Annotated in this window: 14 protein-coding genes; 10 read left to right on the forward strand and 4 right to left on the reverse strand. The window is 59.7% G+C overall.

Translation table 11 applies throughout. From position 1 onward, the window contains the following. The first annotated feature begins 378 nt into the window (after positions 1–378). Both AB4X18_RS11665 and AB4X18_RS11670 read left to right on the forward strand, forming a co-directional pair. Positions 379–2,835 carry a mechanosensitive ion channel family protein gene (locus AB4X18_RS11665; protein WP_432816621.1) on the forward strand — a complete coding sequence of 819 codons (2,457 nt, stop codon included), beginning with the start codon at positions 379–381 and terminating at the stop codon, positions 2,833–2,835. A gap of 62 nt (positions 2,836–2,897) precedes the next feature. After that, positions 2,898–3,671: an MBL fold metallo-hydrolase gene (locus tag AB4X18_RS11670; RefSeq protein WP_370400245.1), complete on the forward strand. Its 774-nt coding sequence runs from the start codon at positions 2,898–2,900 to the stop codon at positions 3,669–3,671. Positions 3,672–3,783: 112 nt separating this feature from the next. Here AB4X18_RS11670 and AB4X18_RS11675 read toward each other — a convergent pair whose 3' ends face one another. From AB4X18_RS11675 to AB4X18_RS11690, 4 genes are read right to left on the reverse strand one after another with little or no spacing between them, the layout of a single operon-like run. Then, the gene (locus AB4X18_RS11675) at positions 3,784–4,938 is read right to left on the reverse strand and encodes an ABC transporter permease (protein WP_370400246.1); all 1,155 of its coding nucleotides are present in this window, start codon (positions 4,936–4,938) and stop codon (positions 3,784–3,786) included. After that, entirely contained in the window at positions 4,935–5,963 is a 1,029-nt protein-coding gene (locus AB4X18_RS11680) for an ABC transporter permease (RefSeq protein ID WP_370400247.1), read from the reverse strand. The genes AB4X18_RS11675 and AB4X18_RS11680 overlap by 4 nt, the downstream gene beginning before the upstream one ends. Beyond that, entirely contained in the window at positions 5,960–7,870 is a 1,911-nt protein-coding gene (locus AB4X18_RS11685; RefSeq protein ID WP_370400248.1) for an ABC transporter substrate-binding protein, read from the reverse strand. Before AB4X18_RS11685 ends, AB4X18_RS11680 begins: the two co-directional genes overlap by 4 nt. Continuing rightward, positions 7,863–9,638 (reverse strand): ABC transporter ATP-binding protein, encoded by a 1,776-nt coding sequence (locus AB4X18_RS11690; RefSeq protein ID WP_370400249.1) that lies wholly within the window; start codon positions 9,636–9,638, stop codon positions 7,863–7,865. The genes AB4X18_RS11685 and AB4X18_RS11690 overlap by 8 nt, the downstream gene beginning before the upstream one ends. A 152-nt stretch (positions 9,639–9,790) precedes the next feature. Here AB4X18_RS11690 and AB4X18_RS11695 point away from each other — a divergent pair, with 152 nt between their 5' ends. From AB4X18_RS11695 to AB4X18_RS11730, 8 genes are all read left to right on the forward strand, one after another. Next, positions 9,791–10,282, forward strand: a complete 492-nt coding sequence (locus tag AB4X18_RS11695) for a class I SAM-dependent methyltransferase (protein ID WP_370400250.1) — start codon at positions 9,791–9,793, stop codon at positions 10,280–10,282. Between the two features lie 163 nt (positions 10,283–10,445). Next, positions 10,446–11,501, forward strand: a complete 1,056-nt coding sequence (locus tag AB4X18_RS11700) for a C4-dicarboxylate TRAP transporter substrate-binding protein (protein WP_370400251.1) — start codon at positions 10,446–10,448, stop codon at positions 11,499–11,501. 90 nt (positions 11,502–11,591) lie between these two features. Then, positions 11,592–12,125 carry a TRAP transporter small permease gene (locus AB4X18_RS11705; protein ID WP_432816622.1) on the forward strand — a complete coding sequence of 178 codons (534 nt, stop codon included), beginning with the start codon at positions 11,592–11,594 and terminating at the stop codon, positions 12,123–12,125. Next, positions 12,125–13,465 carry a TRAP transporter large permease gene (locus AB4X18_RS11710; RefSeq protein WP_370402617.1) on the forward strand — a complete coding sequence of 447 codons (1,341 nt, stop codon included), beginning with the start codon at positions 12,125–12,127 and terminating at the stop codon, positions 13,463–13,465. The genes AB4X18_RS11705 and AB4X18_RS11710 overlap by 1 nt, the downstream gene beginning before the upstream one ends. Continuing rightward, positions 13,462–14,238, forward strand: a complete 777-nt coding sequence (locus AB4X18_RS11715) for an IclR family transcriptional regulator (protein WP_370400252.1) — start codon at positions 13,462–13,464, stop codon at positions 14,236–14,238. Before AB4X18_RS11710 ends, AB4X18_RS11715 begins: the two co-directional genes overlap by 4 nt. A gap of 20 nt (positions 14,239–14,258) precedes the next feature. Continuing rightward, positions 14,259–16,355 (forward strand): 3-hydroxyacyl-CoA dehydrogenase NAD-binding domain-containing protein, encoded by a 2,097-nt coding sequence (locus AB4X18_RS11720; protein WP_370400253.1) that lies wholly within the window; start codon positions 14,259–14,261, stop codon positions 16,353–16,355. Further along, positions 16,352–17,527 carry an acetyl-CoA C-acyltransferase gene (locus tag AB4X18_RS11725; RefSeq protein WP_370400254.1) on the forward strand — a complete coding sequence of 392 codons (1,176 nt, stop codon included), beginning with the start codon at positions 16,352–16,354 and terminating at the stop codon, positions 17,525–17,527. The genes AB4X18_RS11720 and AB4X18_RS11725 overlap by 4 nt, the downstream gene beginning before the upstream one ends. Positions 17,528–17,542: 15 nt before the next feature. Continuing rightward, positions 17,543–18,736 carry an acyl-CoA dehydrogenase family protein gene (locus AB4X18_RS11730; RefSeq protein ID WP_370400255.1) on the forward strand — a complete coding sequence of 398 codons (1,194 nt, stop codon included), beginning with the start codon at positions 17,543–17,545 and terminating at the stop codon, positions 18,734–18,736. The last annotated feature ends 1 nt before the right edge of the window (position 18,737 follow it).

The raw sequence follows: 18,737 nt of genomic DNA on the forward strand, positions 1-18,737 counted from the left end.
TGTGACAGCGACGTCCATATGATCTGCGATTCATCTCCCGCCCGTGGTGACCTGAACATCAGATACACGGGCGTACCGCCTATACGCCAGATAAGAAGGAACGGCGCGGATACAATGCATGCATAAAAGGCAACGCCTGTGTGGCCCGTGGTTTCACCTGATCCGTGCCGCCGTGCAAACCTTTCGGGAAACGCTGATAACAGCTGTTAACTGCGCGGGTCGTGGCGGACCGGCATGACGAGTGGACTTGAGCACGTCGCCGGAAAGGATGCTTGCAAAACACTGGACAGCTCTTTGCGGTGCCGTGATCCCTTTGATTGCATTGATGACTATGCTGGCATAGCGTGACACCGGACCATTCGTGCTCGGCGAGGCCCTATGCGCACCTTGATTTTGCTATGTTTTTTGCTGGGCTTCGTGCTTGTTGGCAGTGCGCCGCCGGTATTCGCGCAGGGCACGATTGGCTTTGGAACCGCCCAGGACGCGGAACCGTCGGACACCACCGCGGATATCGAGGAGATCCTGCGCCGCGCTGATGACAACCAACTGCGCGTCATCGTTATTGACCGCGACGGTAACGTCATTACCCAAAGCGCCCAAAGCGTCGAGGCACCGCCCGAACCAGAGGGTGAGACCCACTCCGCGTTGATGGTAATGCAGGAACGTGCGGTCAAATTCCGCAGCATGTTGATCGAGCGGCTTTTGGACCTGCCCGTGGCAATCAACGAGGTGCTCTATATCCTTCGTGCTGCAAGCCCCGATGGCACATTGTGGGCGTTTGGCCGGGCTCTGCTGTTAAGCTTGCTCTTGTTTGCCGCCGGCTACGCGGTTGAACGTCAGATATACGCCAAGCGCATGGCAAAACGGTTCGTGCAGGCCCGTATCCAATCCGACCCGCAAGGGTATTACGAAAAGATGCCCTTCCTCGTGTTCCGGTTCGTGATGGGCGTCATCGGTATTCTGGTATCCATGACCGTGGCCTATGTGCTGGGTGCGATCATCTTCGGTCCGCTTGAAGATTCCGCCATGCAGTTCACGGTGACGCTGATCAATATTGGTTATTTTACCTGCCGCTTCGTTGCGGGATTGTGGCGGATGATACTGTCACCCTACCTGTCCCAATACCGTATTCCGAAGTTCAGCGACCGGGACGCAAACCGCCTGCACCGTTGGCTGTGGGGGCTGGCCACGTTCGAGATTTGCGCCATTCTGCTGGGGGCTTGGATTGCTGAACTGGGCCTGAATTACGATGCCTACGCCTTTATGGCGGCCGTGCTGTCAGGGGTGATCGTGCTTCTGAATATCGTTCTGGTGCTGGTCAACGGACGCGCAATCAGCGGGGCGCTGCGCGGGGGTAAACCACTGGCGGAATGCAGCTTTGCCACGCGAATGCTGTCGACACTCTGGGCACCGGTCGTGATCCTTTACGTGCTTTTTGCCTGGGTCTCGCTGACCTATGATCTGGTGTTGGAGAACCCGTCTTCGGTGCCGCTGATCGCGGGTGCGTATGGCATTCTGATCTCCATCATTGTCGTGTTTGGTGTGATCAATTACCTGATCGAACGCAGCTTTGCGCGCGCACGCGCGCTCCGTCGTCTCAACAGTATCCGGCAGGAGCGGCAGGCACAGGCTGCCGCATTGGCTGAAGCGGCACGTCTGGCCCAGGAAGATGCCACCACGGACCACGTCGAAGATACCGAACGGCTTGAAGCCGCGCTGGAGGAAACGCAGGCCGCCGAAAGCGCTCAGGCTCAGGCAAGCGGTCTTGTACCACACGGAGAGATGAACAGCTTTGAAGCGCTTGCACGTCGCGTTGCCGGTATTCTGGCGTTTGTGGCCGGCACCTATGCGTTCTTCTATATCTGGGACAACGATGGCGCGCGCATGGTGGAAAGCTATGCCGACAGATTGCTCGACATCATGGTGATCCTGTTCATCGGATATGTTGTCTATCACGCCTTCCGCATCTGGATTGATACCAAGATCGCTGAAGAAGTCGGCGACCAGCCGGATATGCAACTGGGTGACGAGGGCGGCGGAACTTCCGCGTCCCGACTGGCTACGCTGCTGCCGCTGTTTCGGAATTTCGTGCTGATCGTCGTGGTCGTGTCGGTGGTGCTTGTGATCCTGATGCAGATCGGGATCAACGTGGGTCCGCTGTTTGCAGGTGCGGGCATCGTCGGCGTGGCGATCGGTTTCGGCTCTCAGGCCCTTGTGCGGGATATTTTCGCCGGTGCCTTCTTTCTGTTCGACGATGCGTTTCGCAAGGGCGAATATCTGGATGTCGGCGGGGTAAAGGGCACGGTTGAAAAGATCTCCGTACGATCGTTCCAGCTGCGTCATCATTTGGGGTATCTGCATACCATTCCATTCGGTGAATTGCAGGTCATGACCAATTTCTCCCGTGACTGGGTGATGATGAAGCTGCCCTTGCGCGTGACCTATGACACGGACGTGGAGAAAGTCCGCAAGCTGATCAAGAAGCTGGGGCAGGACCTGCTGCTTGATCCGGAGATCGGAGAGGACTTCATCCAGCCGCTCAAATCCCAGGGTGTGATCGAGATGCAGGACAGCGCCATGATCATCCGGGTCAAGTTCATGACCAAACCGGGCGATCAATGGGTCATCCGAAAGCGGATTTACGCCGAAATCCGCGCCCTGTTTGAGCGCGAAGGGATCAAGTTCGCCCACCGGGAAGTGACGGTTCGGTTGGCTGATGGTAACGTCGAAGACCTTGCAGACGCTGAGAAAAAAGCGGTTACCGCCGCTGCACAGGCAGCGATCGAAGAAGAGGAAACATCCGCTGATGGCGAACGGGAGGCAGACGACCGGTAAGTTGAAAGGTGCGGCACTGTGGCTATCTGTCTCATAGCCCGAACGATACGCAGGAGACCGAGATGCGCCCCACCCGACGAACGTTCATTGCGTGTACAGCCGCCGCTGGCACGATCACCTTGCTGCCCTATTCGGCCCGCGCCGCAGCACACGCAAGCGACACATTCGAAACCGCGACAGGCCCGATCACGGTGCATCCCGTCTCCCATGCATCATTCGTGATGGAGACGCCGAAGGGGACCATTTACGTCGATCCTGTGGGCGACCCGGCCAAACATGCCGAATTTCCGTCTGCGGATCTTGTGTTGATCACCCACGAACACGGCGATCACTACAATGAGGAAACCCTGCAGGCGATTGTGCAGGACGGCACACAGATCATCACCAATCCGGCGGTCTTCAGCATGCTTTCCGAGGGTCTCAGGCCAAAAGCGGGTGAAGTGGCGAATGGCGATGTCGCCACCTTTGCCGATATGAATATCGAGGCGATCCCGGCCTATAACATCACCGAAGAACGTCTGAAGTTTCATCCGGAGGGGCGCGACAACGGGTATGTGCTCAACTTCGAAGGCTTCCGGATCTACATTTCCGGGGATACCGAAGACACGCCTGAGATGCGGGGGCTTCAGGACATCGACCTGGCGTTTGTCTGCATGAACCTGCCCTTCACGATGGACGCCAATGCGGCAGCCTCCGCAGTGTCGGAATTCGCACCGTCCTTTGTATATCCTTACCATTATCGGGGGCGCGATGGCGGCACGCAGGACCCGGAGAGTTTTGCCAAGCGGCTGGGCACAGATGCAATCGAAGTGAAGATGGGCAAGTGGTACGGCTGAGAAATGGATCGAATGCCCTTTGAGGGCATCCGACCCATACGAGAGGCTCTGCCTCTCGCGCTCTCCGCGGGATTTTCAGCCAAAAAGAGGGGCAACCGGGGCGCTTGAGCGATCAGGACTTGTAAGGGTCCAGCGAGGCGCGCAAGCCATCGCCGAGGAAATTGAACGCCAGCACCACGATGATGATCGGCAGCATGGGGATCGCGGTCCACCAGTATATTTCGATACTGGCGAGGTTTTGGGCATCGTTCAGCATCACCCCCCAGCTGACCGCAGGCGCGCGCAGCCCGAGGCCGAGGAAGCTGAGGGCCGTTTCCCCAAGGATCATCGCCGGGATCGACAGCGTCGCACTGGCGATGAGGTGGGACATGAAGTTGGGCAGCAGGTGCCTGCGGATCACCCGGGATGGCTTGGCCCCCATCATCTCCGCTGCTTTCACGAATTCTTCTTCGCGCAGGGACAGGAATTTCGAACGCACCGCACGAGCCAGGCCGGGCCAGTCGAGGACCCCTAGAATAATCGAGATGATGAAGAAAACCGCCACCGGTCCCCAGTTTGAAGGCACCGCCGCCGACAGCGCCAGCCAAAGTGGCAGTTCAGGCAGGGAGCGCAGAATTTCGATGGCCCGGTTGATGATCCAATCCGTCGTGCCGCCGAAATAGCCGGCCATCGCGCCGAAGGTGATGCCGAGCAGAAATGAGACCGTGATCCCGATCAGGCCAACGGTCAGGGAAAGCTGCGCGCCATAGAGAATGCGGCTGAAGACATCCCTGCCCAAGCGGTCCGACCCCCAAAGAAACACGGTCGCGCCCTCCGGGGCGCAGAACAGATGTGTGTCCGAGGTGATCAGGCCAAAAAGCTTGTAGTCATCGCCGTTGCAAAAGAATTTCAGCGGCATCGGTGTGGTTTCATCCGTGGTGTAGGTCCAACGGAAGTTGACCAGATCCGCCGTGGCGGTAATGGGATAGACGTACGGGCCTACAAATGCGCCTTCATGCCAGACGTTCACGGACTGCGGCGGGGCATAGAGGTAGTCGGCGCTGCGTTCGTTCGGGGTGTAGGGGGCAATAAACCCCGCGATGGGCAGGACGAGGTAGCAGATCAGCAAGAACAGACCCGAGATGAGGGCCAGCCTGTGACGCCGGAACTTGCGCCAGGTCAGAAGCCATCCGGGCGCGTCCATATCGCTCCGCTCTGGCGCGCTGATGTCTGTGGCTTCGGACCATGGTTCTATGTCGACATAGCGGTTGTCGGGTTGAATGCTCATCCGCCCCGTGCCCCGTAACGGATGCGCGGGTCAAGCAGCACCAGCAGCAAGTCGGATATCATCGTGCCAATCAGCGTGAGCAGGGCCACGAACATCAGAATGAAAGCGGCAAGGAACTGGTCCTGCGATTTCAGCGCGGTCAGAAGGGAGGGACCGATGGTCTGCAATCCCAGCACCACGGAGACGAGGACAGAGCCGGACACCATGGCGGGCAGCAGGTTTCCGATATCGGCAACGAAGGGGTTGAACGCCATCCGGAGGGGGTATTTGGTCAGCAGGCGTGCGGGTGCCATGCCTTTGGCACGGGCGGTTTCCACGTAGGGTTTGCTTAGCTCATCCAGCATGTTTGCGCGCAAGCGCTGCATCATCGCGGCCGCGCCGGACGTACCAATGACAAAGGTCGGAATGATCAGGTGGAGGAGGATCGATTTAACCTTCGGCCATGACATCGGCTCGCCTTCGTAGATGGGGTCCATCAGGCCGCCGATCGGTAGATCGAAGTACTTGTGCCCGTAGTAGAACAGGATCAAAGCCAGCAGGAAGTTCGGCGTCGCAAGCCCCAGATAACCAATGAAACCGGCGGTATAGTCCACCCATGTCTCTGATTTCGCAGCGGCGAGGACGCCCAGAGGGAGTGCGATCATGTAGACAAACAGAACTGCCGCCAGATTGACCAATACCGTCAGCCACAAGGCATCCCCGACGATCTCGGCCACGGGGCGGTCGAATTCGAAAGACCATCCGAAGTCCCCCTGTAGCAATCCCGAAAAGCCGTTCGGACCCGGCGCAAAGCCGGCCCAGATCAGGTATTGCTCCCAGATGGGTCGATCCAGCGCGTATTCCGTGCGCAGGAATTCTGCCTTTGCGACACCTTCGGCCTGACCCGTGGCGCGCAGTTCAGCGATCTGATTGCTGAGGTAGTCGCCCGGGGGCAGGTTGATGATGGCAAAGACAAGGATCGACACCACGAACAGTGTGATCAGCATGGTGAACAGTCGATAGACCGCATACCGCAGGAACATCATTCGGTCACCTGCTGGAGCGGGTCCTCATAATAGAATTCATCAATCCTGTGGATGCCGAAATGGGCACCCGGCTCAAACGCCCAGATGGCCTTTTCGGGGACGTTTCGCATCTGTCTGGACACGACCACAGGTTGGGGCGCTTCGGACAGGATGCCGATGCCGTATTGCTGTTCGGCGTGTATCGCCAGCATTTCGGTCCAGATCGCGCGTCGTTTGTCGATGTCGGTGGTGTGGTTCCAGTCGTACAGCAGTTCCATCAGGCGCTTGGGGTGCGGCATGTCCGGCGCTTCCCCGACCTCCCCCTTGGTTTGATAGTATTGGCCCCATTTTGGCCAGGCAAAGAATTCCTGGCTGGTGGGGGCGAGGTATTTCGGTGAAATGCTCGCATTTGGCAGGCCATTGTCCCAGCCATACCAGATCGCGGCCATGCTGACGCCCGCATAGACCCGATTGCGCAGGATATCGCGGTCAAGCGGCCGCAGGATCAGCTTTATCCCCAGTTCGCGCCAGGTGTCTATCACGATCGCAAGGGCGTTGACCACTTCCTGCCGTTCGCCTGCTGTTTCCACGACAAATTCCATTGGACGTCCGTCGGGCAGCATGCGGATGCCGGATGGCGTGCGTTCCGTCAGCCCCATCTCGTCAAGCAAGGCGTTGGCTTCATCGATGTCCATCTCCGCCCAGGCGCGCATATCCTTGTCTGCATAAAGCGGGCTATAGGATACGGCACTCATCCCGCCTTCGGTCGCCAGCCCGAAATAAAGAGCCCGGTTGATCATGCGCCGATCAATTCCAAGGCTGAGGGCGTGGCGGAAACGCACATCGCGCATGATCTCGCGCCAGACGGGGTCGTTGAAATTCAGGTTGGGATAGATGGCGATCTGGCTGGCCGCGCCGTTGGCCCATAGCAGGGTGCGATAATTGCCGCCATCAACCTCTCCCTTTTTCAGGATGGAGATATCAGGGAAGTCCAGCCCGCGTGCCTGCAGGTCTACCTCGCCCGCGTTGGCCTTGGCCGCGATCAGCCCGCCACCGACGATCGTCATCTCGACGACGTCGATATAAGGCAGCTGAACACCGCGGGAATCGACACGGTGATAATAGGGATTGCGCACGAACATCTGTCTGGAGGACCGACCGCTCGCGTTGATCCACGGCTGCAACGTGGGCAAAGCGGGATTGTCGTACTTGTACATGTTGTCGCGCTTGTTGTGCAGCGCGGCCCAGCTTTTGACCCGCGCGGCGCGGGTTTCCTTTTTCAGCGCATCCGGATCGGCAAAGTCGGCGTGGAACTGCTTGAGGTAGTGCGCAGGCCGATAGATGAAGGGCGGGCTAGCCTGTGCCAGAAGGGGCAGGAAGTTGGAGTTTGCCGTGGGCCACTCAAACACGACCGTATGTTCATCGGGGAAGGTCACGCTGCCCAGTACGCCATCGATATACATGAACTCCGGCGGGCCGGTCGGCGTGATTTCCTTGTTGTTGACGACGTTTTCCCACCAATAACGGAAATCATCCGACGTGAAGGGCGCACCGTCCGACCAGCGATGTCCGGGCCGCAGATGCAATGTGTATTTACGCGCATCTTCAACTTCCACATCCCGCAGGATGTCCGGATACAGTTCATAATCGGGGGCGTATCCCACCAACCGGGCATAGCCGTAGACAACCATCTGGCGGACGTCCTTGGTACGCGACACGAGGGTGCGCAATGTACCGCCCTGTTTGCCGAACGTGCGCCCCTTTGCCTCCATGTCGACGACAAGGGGAATGTCGGGCAACCGCTCCGCTACGGGAGGCAGATCACCTTGCCCCACCTCCATCGCCCAGAAAGAGCTTTCTTCGAAGGTTTGCTGGGCCAATGCGGGCGGGGTAAGCAGGAGCAGGAGCAGGATCAGAATTCTATGCATGGCACCGCACCATATGACCGGGTTCTATTGCGCGCAATGCAGGGGCGTCCTGTCCTTCGAAGCGGTACATCTCCGGCCAGGTGGTCGGCGCGCCTGCCCCTTTCGCCACAAGGGTCAGGTCGATAGGTCGATTGATGTCCGGTTCCGGCTGTGCCGCGATCAGCGCTTTCGTGTAGGGGTGCTGCGGATTGTGGAACAGAAGTGCGGGCGGGGCTTGTTCGACAATCACGCCGCCGCGCATCACAGCGACTTCATCGGCGATGCGGGAAACCACCGCCAGATCATGACTGATAAACAGATAGCTGAGTGCTGCGCGGTCGCGGATTTCCTCAAGCAGGGTCAGGATCTGATCCTGAACGGACACATCAAGCGCGGACGTCGGTTCATCACAAACCAGCAGGCGAGGATTCAGTGTCAGGGCGCGGGCGATTGACAGACGTTGCCGCTGACCACCGGAGAACGCATGCGGGTAGCGTTGCAGCATGGAGGGGTTCAGTCCGACCCATTCCAGCATTTCCGCCGCTTTCTCCCGCCGTTCTGCCGTTGTTCCGATCTGGTGGATTTCCATGGGCTCGACCAACGCTTCCATCACCCGCATGCGCGGGCTCAGCGACGAATAGGGGTCCTGAAAGACCATCTGCGCTTCGCGTTGGAATTGAAGGCGCTGGGCGTGGGACATGGCGTGGACGGGCAGCGGTTTCGCACCGGGTTCGGGATGAAACAGCACCTCTCCGCCGGGATCGGGTCTTTCGGCCCCCAATGCCACCCGCGCGCAGGTTGTCTTGCCCGACCCGCTTTCGCCGACAACCGCAAGCGTCTTGCCGCGCACCACCTGCAGGTTCACGTGCCGACACGCCGTGATCAGGGTGGGTTTGCGCCAACCGCCCGCGCGCATGGCGAAGCTTTTGCTGACGTTGCGCAGATCAAGGATGACATCATCGGCGCGTTTGGTGGAAACGCGCGGTGGCTCCGGCACCTCCGGGATCATCGGTGCAGCGGCAAACAGCTTTTCGGTATAGCCGTGTGCCGGGCTGCCCAGTACCTGCGCTGCTGTGCCGCGTTCCATCACGCGGCCCTTGTTCATCACGACCACCTTCTGAGCCATGTTCGCGACCACGCCCAGATCATGGGTGACAAGGATCATCGCCATGCCGGTTTCTGCCTGCAAATCACGCATCAACCCCAGCACCTGCGCCTGTGTGGTCACGTCAAGCGCGGTTGTCGGCTCATCCGCGATCATCAGCTTGGGTTCCGCGACCATGGCCATCGCGATCATGGCACGCTGCCGCATGCCGCCGGACATCTCGAACGGATAACTCCGATAGGCGCGGTCGGGATCGGCAAAGCCAACCTTGGCGAACTTCTCCAACACCCTGAGCTTGGCTTCGGTCGCGCCCATCTGTCTGTGCAGGCGCAGCACCTCGGCCACCTGATGACCCAAGCGGTGCAAGGGGGACAGCGCGCGCATGGGTTCCTGAAAGATCATTGATATCCGATCGCCGCGGATGCTGCGCATCTTGCGTTCCGATATCTTCAGAAGATCGATCGGCCCCTGATCTGACGCATAGGTGATGGAGCCATGAAGGAGGTTTGCCGTTTCAGGCAGGATCCGCAAAACGCTGCGGCATGTCAGTGTCTTGCCCGATCCGCTTTCGCCCACCAGTGCAAGGGTTTCTCCTGCGTCGACAGAAAAGCTGACGTTGCTCACCACGGGGGGCGCGCTTCCAAAGCCAATCGTCAGCGCGTCTACGTCCAGCAATGAGGTCATCGGGGTCCTTACATCAGAAACTTTTCGCTCCGTTTATGGATTGAAGCCGATTAACTGGCCTAGGTCCACCCCTCTGGTCGGGTGTCGTGCCGCCTTCACAAAGCTGTCATGTTGCCCCATGAAAGACCTGTCCCAAGATCAGGAGCCTTCGGATGAGCCGCCTTGACGTCTTTATCAATCGCATGGTGTCACAACGTGCTTGCCTCAACCATGCGGCGGCCGCGACCAAAGGCTTGCGCGGCCCGGTCTTCGAACTGGGTCTGGGCAACGGCCGGACCTTTCATCACATGCGAGAGATCATGGCAGAGCGTGACATCTTTGTTTTTGAGCGTGACCCGACCGCGCAACCCGACAGCACGCCGTCGGAGGATCGGCTGATCCTTGGCGACGTGCGCAAGACTCTTGTCGACGCTTTGACCCGATTCGGCCCGACCGCAACCGTGGTTCATGCTGATCTGGGTGGTCAGGACCTGCGCAAGAACGATGTATTTGCGAAAGAAATCTCTCCACTGGTTGAGCCATTGCTGGCCAAAGGCGGGTTCATGGTGTCTTCGGACCGGATGTACTTTGCCGAGCTGGAAGAACTGGCACTGCCTCCGGATGCGATTCCGGGGCGGTGTTTTCTCTATGGGCACCGGAGCTAGCTGCTGCGGGCCGCGCTTTTTTCGAGTTAAAGCAAGGCTTTCTTGCATGCATGGGGCGCGGCGCAAGATTCTGGTTGCTCCAGCGCAGGCGTCCCTCTAGCCTCCGGTCACAAGTGCGAAACACAATTTCGCTATGCAAAATAACTCTGGAGGAGGACCCGATATGAAATTTCTGAAATCCCTTTCAATGGCAGCGGCGCTGAGCGTTGCAGGCAGCGTGGCAACGGCCGAGACTGTTCTGATCCACGGCGAAGCAGGCCCAAATCGCGGCGCGCGCGCAGCGGCTCTGCAATGGTTTGCCGACACATTGGCCGATCGTTCTGGCGGTGACATGCGGGTCGATATTCAGTGGGGTGGGGCCCTGTTCAAGGCCAAGGCCGCCGTTCAGTCCATCAGTGATGGTGTCGCGGACATGGGGTCAGTAATCGCTGTCTATTATCCGCAGGAAATGGCCGCCTATGGCATTGCCGATCTGCCGGTGAACAACCCCGATGCGTGGGTCGGCATGCGTGCTACCGACGAATTGCTGCGCACCAATGCGCAGATCCAGGAGAACCTGGCGGACAAGAACCTTGTCTACATCGGCACCTGGACCACAAGCCAGGTCAACATCGGCTGCAAGGACGCTGCCATTCGGTCGGTTGCCGACATTGAAGGCCTGAAGGTGCGCGGTGTGGGTGCATACGGCAAGGTTTTTGGAGAGCAGAACGCCAACATGGTCAACATGTCGATCTATGAGGCGTATCAGGGCCTCGACACCGGGCTGATCGATTGTTCGCAGGGGTATTCTTACGCCGTTGCCGCGTTGAAGCAGGCAGAGGTCATGACAAGCTACACCCTGCTCAACTGGGGTCAGGTCGGTGGATTGGGCATGTTCATGAACAAGGACACCTACGATTCCCTGAGCGCGGAGCAACAGGCGATGCTGGCCGAAGTCGGTTCTGACATGGCGGATGAATTCGGGCGTCTGATTACAACCGCGAATGCCAAGGCCATCGAAGACATGAAGGCCGCAGGCGTAGAGATCATCGAGCTTCCCGCAGATGAGCGCGCCAAGCTGGTCGATGCAGGTGGCAAGTTCCTTGATGCCTGGGTTGAAACGGCGAGTGCCTCCGGTCTTGATGGCGCGGCGCTGCTGGATGAGTACCGGGGCCTTATCGCCAAGTACACTGAGGTGCGTGACACCGAAGGGTACCCTTGGGCGGCAAAGACCAACTAAGGCCGCTTCAGGCAAAAAAGCATGGAAGGCGCTGCCCCATCCGGGGTGGCGCATTCCACTGCCGCGCGAGCGAGCCAAGGGGGAAATGTAATGCTGATCAATCTGGAAAAGGTGCTGCTGGCATTGGGTGCCCTTGCGGTGATCTGTCTTGGTATTCTGATCACGACAAACGTGATCGCGCGGGCGGTGTTTTCCACCAGCGTGCCCGACAGCGTCACGATGGTGCGCGAATTGATGGTGGCCGCGATCCTGCTGCCACTCGCGTCGGCCACGGCAGCGCGGGCACACGTGAGCGTTGCTTTCATCACCGACCGGTTTCCAGCCCGCGCACGGTCCTGGCTGATCGTCTTTGGATCGTTTGTCGGTCTGATCGGGCTGGCACCGCTGATCTACGCAGGGGGACGGGAGTTCCTGAGCGTCTGGGAAAAGGGCAGCTTTTATTACGGTGACCTGAACCTGCCGAAATGGCCGGGCCTGATGTTGTTCGTGATCGGTATCGCGGCCACCTGGCTGCGGCTGCTGGAGCTTTTCGTCCGCGATCTGCGCACCGTTCTGGCGGGTGGGATCGTGTCTGATGAACAGCAACACGCCGGCACGCTCATGGGCAACGAGGAGGGCGTTTGATGGATGCCGGATCCATCGGCCTGATCGCCTTTGCGGCGGTCCTTTTCCTGTTGGCACTGCGGGTACCGATTGCCTTTACGCTCGCCTCTGTTGCGACAGTGTCGACGTTCTTCATCTTTGCCTTCCGCACGGGCGAATTCATGCCCGAACGCGCCATCCGCGCGACCACTTCGATGGTATTTTCCAACTCCTTCGACCTGATCCATTCCTATGATCTGTCGATGATCCCGCTGTTCGTGGCGCTGGGGCACATTGCGTACCGCGCCGACATCACCACAAAGATCTACCATGCTGCCAAAGTCTGGCTGACGAAGTTGCCCGGTGGCGTTGCGATGGCTTCGGTCATGGGCTGCGGCGGGTTTTCAGCGATCACCGGGTCTTCAATTGCCTGTGCATCCACCATGGGCAAGATCTGCACGCCCGAGATGCTGCGCATGGGCTATGATCCGCGCCTGGCCACAGCCAGCGTCGCGGCAGGGGGGACGTTGGGTTCCCTGATCCCGCCTTCGGTTTTGTTCATCATCTACGGCATTTTCACGGAGACCTCGATTTCCGCGCTGTTCCTGGCCGGTGTTCTGCCGGGGCTGCTGACACTGGCGGGCTTTGTTCTGGTCATTGCCGTCTGGGTTTGGCGCAGGCCCGAAGTGGCACCGCCCACCGACCAGCGGTACACGAGGGCGGAGCGGCTGCATGCCGCCTGGGAAAGCTGGCCTGCCGTGACCCTGTTTGTCCTGATCATCGGCGGCATCTACGGGGGCATCTTTACCGCGACAGAGGCGGCGGCGGTTTGCGTCGTCTCAGCGACGTTGATCGGATTTGCACAAAAACGGCTGACGCTGGGCGGGCTTTGGGATGCGGTCAAGGAAACCTGCGTGCAGACCACGGCGATCTTCCTGATCGCCGCCAGTGCAAAGATCTTCGTGGCCTTCGTGGCGCTGACCGGGGTCGCCCCGATGGTGGTCAACATGGTCACAGAGGCGCAATTGTCCATTGTTGTTTTGATGCTGTGCATTGCAGTGATCTATCTGCTGTTGGGCATGTTCCTTGATCCGATTGGCATCATGGTGCTGACCCTGCCATTGATGATTCCACTGGTGGAAAGCTATGGACTGAACCTGATCTGGTTCGGTGTCGTGGTGATCAAGCTTCTGGAGATCGGCCTGATTACGCCGCCCGTGGGCCTGAACGTCTTCGTCATTGCCAACGTGGTGGGCAAGGACGCACCTATCGACAAGATTTTCGCGGGCATCGCGCGGTTCCTCAGCGTGGATATCATCGTGCTGATCCTGATCATGTCTTTTCCGATGATCTCCCTTCTGATCCCGATGGCGGCGAGATGACGGAACAGTCCCCAGATCGCAAATTTGCCAACACCCTTGCACGGGGACTGGGTGTGCTGCGCGCGTTCCGGGCCAGCGATAACGGGCTGACCAACGCCGATATCGCCGAACGTACGGGCATTCCGAAACCCACCGTAACGCGACTGACCTATACCCTGTGCGAACTGGGCTACCTCAGTCATGGGGGGCGAAACGAACGGTTCCGCCTAGGCCCAGCGGCAGTAGCACTTGGGTCGGTCGCATCGCTGTCGATCAGCTTTGTGGAACTTGCGTCCGAGGCGATGCAGAAGCTGGCGGATGACACCGGCACGCTGGCATTGATCGCGGTGCGGGACGGGGATCGCATGTTGCTGGCACGCACCTGGCGGCCCCACGGCGTGGCAACCATCTGGCTTGAGCCGGGGCACCGGATACCGATGTTCGGCTCATCCTCGGGCATGGCTGTGCTGGCGACGCTGGGAGATGACCGTTTTTCCGCCATGGCACCGGATGCCGCGCTAAGCCAGTTCCGCAAGGAAGGCTATGATCAACTGCTGGGACAGGGTTTTGTCCTTGCGCCCCCGCCAACGCGGTATGCGCGCACTGTTAATGCCGTCAGCGTTCCCTATTATGCCGGAGAATTCGGTGAAGCCGTCGCCTTCACCTGTGGCGCGCTGCCACGTGATCTGCCCGATGCGCGGATGGTCAGCGAAGTGGGACCGGCCCTGCGCGACACGGTGCGCGCCATTGAACAGCAAACCGGCCATGCGCCCGCCTTGACGCGGCGCGGCTGAGACATATCAAGGAGACCCAGATGACCGACAAGCTAGCCTATTCCCGCCACGGTGACATCGCCGTGCTGCGCATCCAGAACCCGCCGGTCAACGCGCTGAGCCAGTCCGTGCGGCAGGGTCTGGCAGAGGCGATGGACCGGGCCGAAGCGGAAGACGGTGTGCGCGCTGTCTTGATCGTCGGCGACGGACGCGCATTCATTGCGGGGGCTGATATCACCGAATTCGGCAAACCGCCGATGGAACCGAACCTGCCTGACCTGTGCACCCGGATCGAAGCTTCGCCGTTGTTGGTCGTGGCATCGATGCACGGTGTATCGCTGGGCGGTGGTCTGGAGGTGGCGCTGGGGTGTCATTACCGCGTTGCCCAACCAACCGCGCGGGTCGGCCTGCCGGAAGTGCATCTGGGGATATTGCCGGGTGCAGGCGGAACCCAGCGCTTGCCGCGTGTGACTGGTGCGCAAGCAGCGGTCGAGGCGATCACGACGGGTCGTCACATCAAGGCCCCCGAAGCGCTGGAACTGGGCATCATCGACAAGATCGAAGAAGGCGACCCGCAAGACGTCGGTATTCATTACACTCGGGCATTGCTGGACGGCGGCGCGCAGCCCCGTCCGGTCAGCCAGATGCCAAATCCCGAAGGCATTGATTGGGATGCGACCTATGACGCGGTGCTCAAGAAAGGCCGTGGGCAGATCAGTCCGGCAACGGCTGTGCGCGCCATTCAGGCCGCGTCGGAGCTGCCGTTTGATCAGGGGATCAAGCGGGAACGAGAGTTGTTCATGGAATTGATGAACACCGATCAGCGCAAGGGGCTGATCCATGCGTTCTTCAATGAACGCGCGGTCAGTAACCTGCCGGAGCTAAAGGGTGTCGATCCCAGACAGTTGAAATCCATCGGTGTGATCGGCGGTGGCACCATGGGTGCCGGGATCGCAACCGCGGCGTTGCTGTCCGGTCTTGGTGTCGTGCTGATCGAAATGAGGGAGGAGGCCGTCGAAGCCGCGAAGGGCCGGATCAGTGGCAACCTGCAAGGCGCGTTGAAACGCGGGAAGATATCTCAGGACCAGTTCGATACGCTGACGACGCAGACGCTGAAGGTTTCCACCGGTTATGACAGCTTGGCTGATGTTGATCTGGTGGTCGAAGCGGTGTTCGAAGAAATGTCTGTGAAAAAGGAAGTCTTCGCCAAGCTGGACGCGGCATGCAAGCCGGGCTGCGTTCTGGCCACGAACACCTCGTACCTCGATGTGAACGAAATCGCGGCAGCGACCTCCCGCCCGGCGGACGTGATCGGTCTGCACTTCTTTTCCCCGGCGCATGTGATGAAGCTGCTTGAAGTCGTGGTCGCGGACAAGACCGCACCGGACGTGGTTGCGACCGGGTTTGCGCTGGGCAAGATGCTGGGCAAGATCTCGGTCAAGGCGGGGGTTTGTGACGGGTTCATCGGCAACCGCATTCTGGCGACCTACCGCGCCGCGGCAGGCCATATGGTGCTGGATGGTGCATCACCGTTCCAGATCGACAAGGCGCTGGTGGATTTCGGTTTTGCCATGGGACCTTTCGCCGTAGCGGACCTTGCGGGTCTCGACATCGGTTGGGCGACGCGCAAACGCAAGGCGGCCACGCGCCATCCGGACGAACGCGTGCCGACCTATATCGACAGGCTGTGCGAACAGGGCCATTTCGGCCAGAAAACCGGTAAGGGCTACTACATCTACGAAAAGGGCAAGCGGGGCGGCACGCCGAACCCTGAGATTGACCGCCTGATCGAAGCTGAACAGCAAGAGCTTGGCATCACGCCGCGGGATTTCACGGATGAGGAAATCGTGCGCCGCTACATGTGTGCGATGGTCAATGAAGCCGCCAAGGTGGTGGGCGAAGGGATCGCCGCGCGTCCCCTTGACGTCGATATGACGCTCCTCTTCGGGTATGGTTTCCCGCGTTATTGGGGCGGGCCGATGAAATGGGCCGACATTCAGGGACTGGATGCCGTGCTGGCAGACATTCAGACCTACGCCAAGGAAGATGCGTGGTTCTGGGAACCCGCACCGCTTTTGAAACAACTGGTCGCTGAAGGGCGCACCTTCGATGATCTCAACAAAGGAAACGCCAAATGAAACAGGCTGTTATCGTCTCCTCCGCCCGCACGGGCCTTGCCAAATCCTTTCGCGGATCGTTCAACATGACCCACGGGGCGGCGATGGGCGGCCATGTGGTCGAGCATGCCGTGGCCCGCGCAGGTATCGATCCGGGCCGGATCGAGGACGTGATCATGGGGTGCGCCACGCCAGAAGGGGCGACAGGCGGTAACATCGCGCGCCAGATTGCCCTGCGCGCAGGTTTGCCGGTGACGGCGTCGGGTGTGACCGTGAACCGTTTCTGTTCTTCCGGTTTGCAGACCATCGCTATGGCGGCCAACGCCATCACGCAGGAAGGCGCGGGGCCGATGGTCGCGGGTGGGGTCGAAAGCATCTCCATGGTGCAGCCGCACGCCAAATCGGTCAAGGATGCGTGGCTGGAGGAACACAAGCCCGACATCTACATGACAATGATCGAAACCGCGGACGTGGTGGCGGAACGCTATGGTGTCAGTCGGGAATACCAGGACGAATTTGCCCTGCGCAGCCAGCAACGTATTGCCGCCGCTCAAGAGGCAGGCAAATTCGACGAAGAAATCGTCCCGATGAAAACCACCATGGGCGTTCAGGACAAGGAGACCAAGGAAATCTCCTATCAGGAGGCCACGGTCACACGGGACGAATGCAACCGTCCGACAACCACGCTGGAGGGGCTTGCAGGTCTGCCGCCTGTACGTGGCGAAGGCAACTTCATCACCGCCGGAAACGCCAGCCAGCTGTCTGATGGTGCCGCCGCCGTTGTGGTCATGGACAGTGTCGAGGCCGAGAAAGCCGGACTTGAGCCGATGGGCGCCTTCAAGGGCTTTGCCGTCGCGGGGTGCGAACCGGACGAAATGGGCATCGGCCCCATCTATGCCGTACCACGTCTGCTGGAGCGTCACGGGCTGAAGGTTGATGACATCGACCTTTGGGAGTTGAACGAGGCGTTTGCGTCGCAGTGTCTCTACTCCCGCGATCAACTGCACATTGATCCTGAAAAGTACAACGTCAACGGCGGCTCCATTGCGATCGGGCATCCTTTCGGCATGACCGGCGCGCGGATGACGGGCCACCTCATGTACGAAGGCAAGCGCCGCGGTGCAAAGCTGGGCGTGGTGACAATGTGCATTGGCGGCGGCATGGGTGCTGCCGGCCTGTTCGAGATTTACTGATTGAGGAGCGATACGATGGACCTGAGCTATTCCGCCGAAGAACAGGCGTTCCGCGACGAAGTGCGCGAATTCCTGGAGACCAAGCTGCCCAAAGCGTTGCGCGACAAGGTGCGTGACGGGAAGGAACTGACCAAGGCAGACATGGAACGCTGGCACGCGATCCTGAATACGCAGGGCTGGCTTGCGCCCAATTGGCCCAAAGCCCACGGCGGGGCGGAATGGAACGCCGTGCAGCGGCATATTTTCGAAGAAGAGGCCGCCGCACATCATGCGCCGCGCACCGTGCCCTTCGGTCTGTCGATGCTGGCGCCGGTGTTGCAGAAATTCGGATCGCAGGAACAATGCGATTATTGGTTGCCACGTATCCTGTCGGGCGAAGACTGGTGGTGTCAGGGGTATTCCGAACCCGGCGCGGGGTCCGATCTGGCCTCGTTGAAAACCACGGCGGTAAAGGACGGCGATCACTACATCGTCAATGGCCAGAAAACATGGACGACCCTGGGCCAGCACGCCAACATGATCTTCTGTCTGGTGCGCACCGACAAGGACGTGAAACAGCAGGAAGGGATTTCCTTCCTGTTGATCGACATGGAGACGCCCGGCGTTGAAGTGCGTCCCATCGTGCTGCTGGACGGCGGCGCGGAGGTGAATGAAGTCTGGTTCACGGATGTGAAGGTACCTGTGGAAAACCTTGTCGGGGAGGAGAACAAGGGCTGGACCTATGCTAAGTATCTGCTCACGCATGAGCGGACAAACATCGCCGGGGTAGGGTTCTCTCAGGCGGGGCTGTCACGGGTGAAGCGGATCGCAAAATCCGAAATGGCCAATGGCAAGCCGCTGATCGAAAACCCGCATTTCGCGGCACGCCTGGCGCAGGTGGAGATCGACCTCAAGGCCATGGCCACGACAAACCTTCGTATCGTCTCCAAGGCGGCGGCGGGTACGGCACCGGGGGTGGAAAGCTCCATGCTAAAGGTCAAAGGCACGATTATCCGGCAGGAAATCAACGATCTGGCGCGGCGGGCGGCGGGGGCATATGCAATGCCCTTTGCCTCCGAGGCGCTGGAGGGCAGCAACGCCGGTCTGCCGGACCCAAGCGGTGCGGGCCCTGTGGCCTCGCAGTATTTCAACAACCGCAAGCTGTCGATCTTCGGTGGCTCCAACGAAATCCAGCGCGGCATCATCGCCAAAGTCACGATGGGAGGCTGAG

This window comes from Sulfitobacter rhodophyticola (assembly GCF_041281685.2).
Classification (GTDB): Bacteria; Pseudomonadota; Alphaproteobacteria; order Rhodobacterales; family Rhodobacteraceae; genus Sulfitobacter.

What these genes read in the sequence shown, in the direction of transcription:
- AB4X18_RS11665 (WP_432816621.1), top strand. Translation starts at nt 379, where the DNA reads ATGCGCACCTTGATTTTGCTATGTTTTTTGCTGGGCTTCGTGCTTGTT.
- AB4X18_RS11670 (WP_370400245.1), top strand. Translation starts at nt 2,898, where the DNA reads ATGCGCCCCACCCGACGAACGTTCATTGCGTGTACAGCCGCCGCTGGC.
- AB4X18_RS11675 (WP_370400246.1), bottom strand. Translation starts at nt 4,938, where the DNA reads ATGAGCATTCAACCCGACAACCGCTATGTCGACATAGAACCATGGTCC.
- AB4X18_RS11680 (WP_370400247.1), bottom strand. Translation starts at nt 5,963, where the DNA reads ATGATGTTCCTGCGGTATGCGGTCTATCGACTGTTCACCATGCTGATC.
- AB4X18_RS11685 (WP_370400248.1), bottom strand. Translation starts at nt 7,870, where the DNA reads ATGCATAGAATTCTGATCCTGCTCCTGCTCCTGCTTACCCCGCCCGCA.
- AB4X18_RS11690 (WP_370400249.1), bottom strand. Translation starts at nt 9,638, where the DNA reads ATGACCTCATTGCTGGACGTAGACGCGCTGACGATTGGCTTTGGAAGC.
- AB4X18_RS11695 (WP_370400250.1), top strand. Translation starts at nt 9,791, where the DNA reads ATGAGCCGCCTTGACGTCTTTATCAATCGCATGGTGTCACAACGTGCT.
- AB4X18_RS11700 (WP_370400251.1), top strand. Translation starts at nt 10,446, where the DNA reads ATGAAATTTCTGAAATCCCTTTCAATGGCAGCGGCGCTGAGCGTTGCA.
- AB4X18_RS11705 (WP_432816622.1), top strand. Translation starts at nt 11,592, where the DNA reads ATGCTGATCAATCTGGAAAAGGTGCTGCTGGCATTGGGTGCCCTTGCG.
- AB4X18_RS11710 (WP_370402617.1), top strand. Translation starts at nt 12,125, where the DNA reads ATGGATGCCGGATCCATCGGCCTGATCGCCTTTGCGGCGGTCCTTTTC.
- AB4X18_RS11715 (WP_370400252.1), top strand. Translation starts at nt 13,462, where the DNA reads ATGACGGAACAGTCCCCAGATCGCAAATTTGCCAACACCCTTGCACGG.
- AB4X18_RS11720 (WP_370400253.1), top strand. Translation starts at nt 14,259, where the DNA reads ATGACCGACAAGCTAGCCTATTCCCGCCACGGTGACATCGCCGTGCTG.
- AB4X18_RS11725 (WP_370400254.1), top strand. Translation starts at nt 16,352, where the DNA reads ATGAAACAGGCTGTTATCGTCTCCTCCGCCCGCACGGGCCTTGCCAAA.
- AB4X18_RS11730 (WP_370400255.1), top strand. Translation starts at nt 17,543, where the DNA reads ATGGACCTGAGCTATTCCGCCGAAGAACAGGCGTTCCGCGACGAAGTG.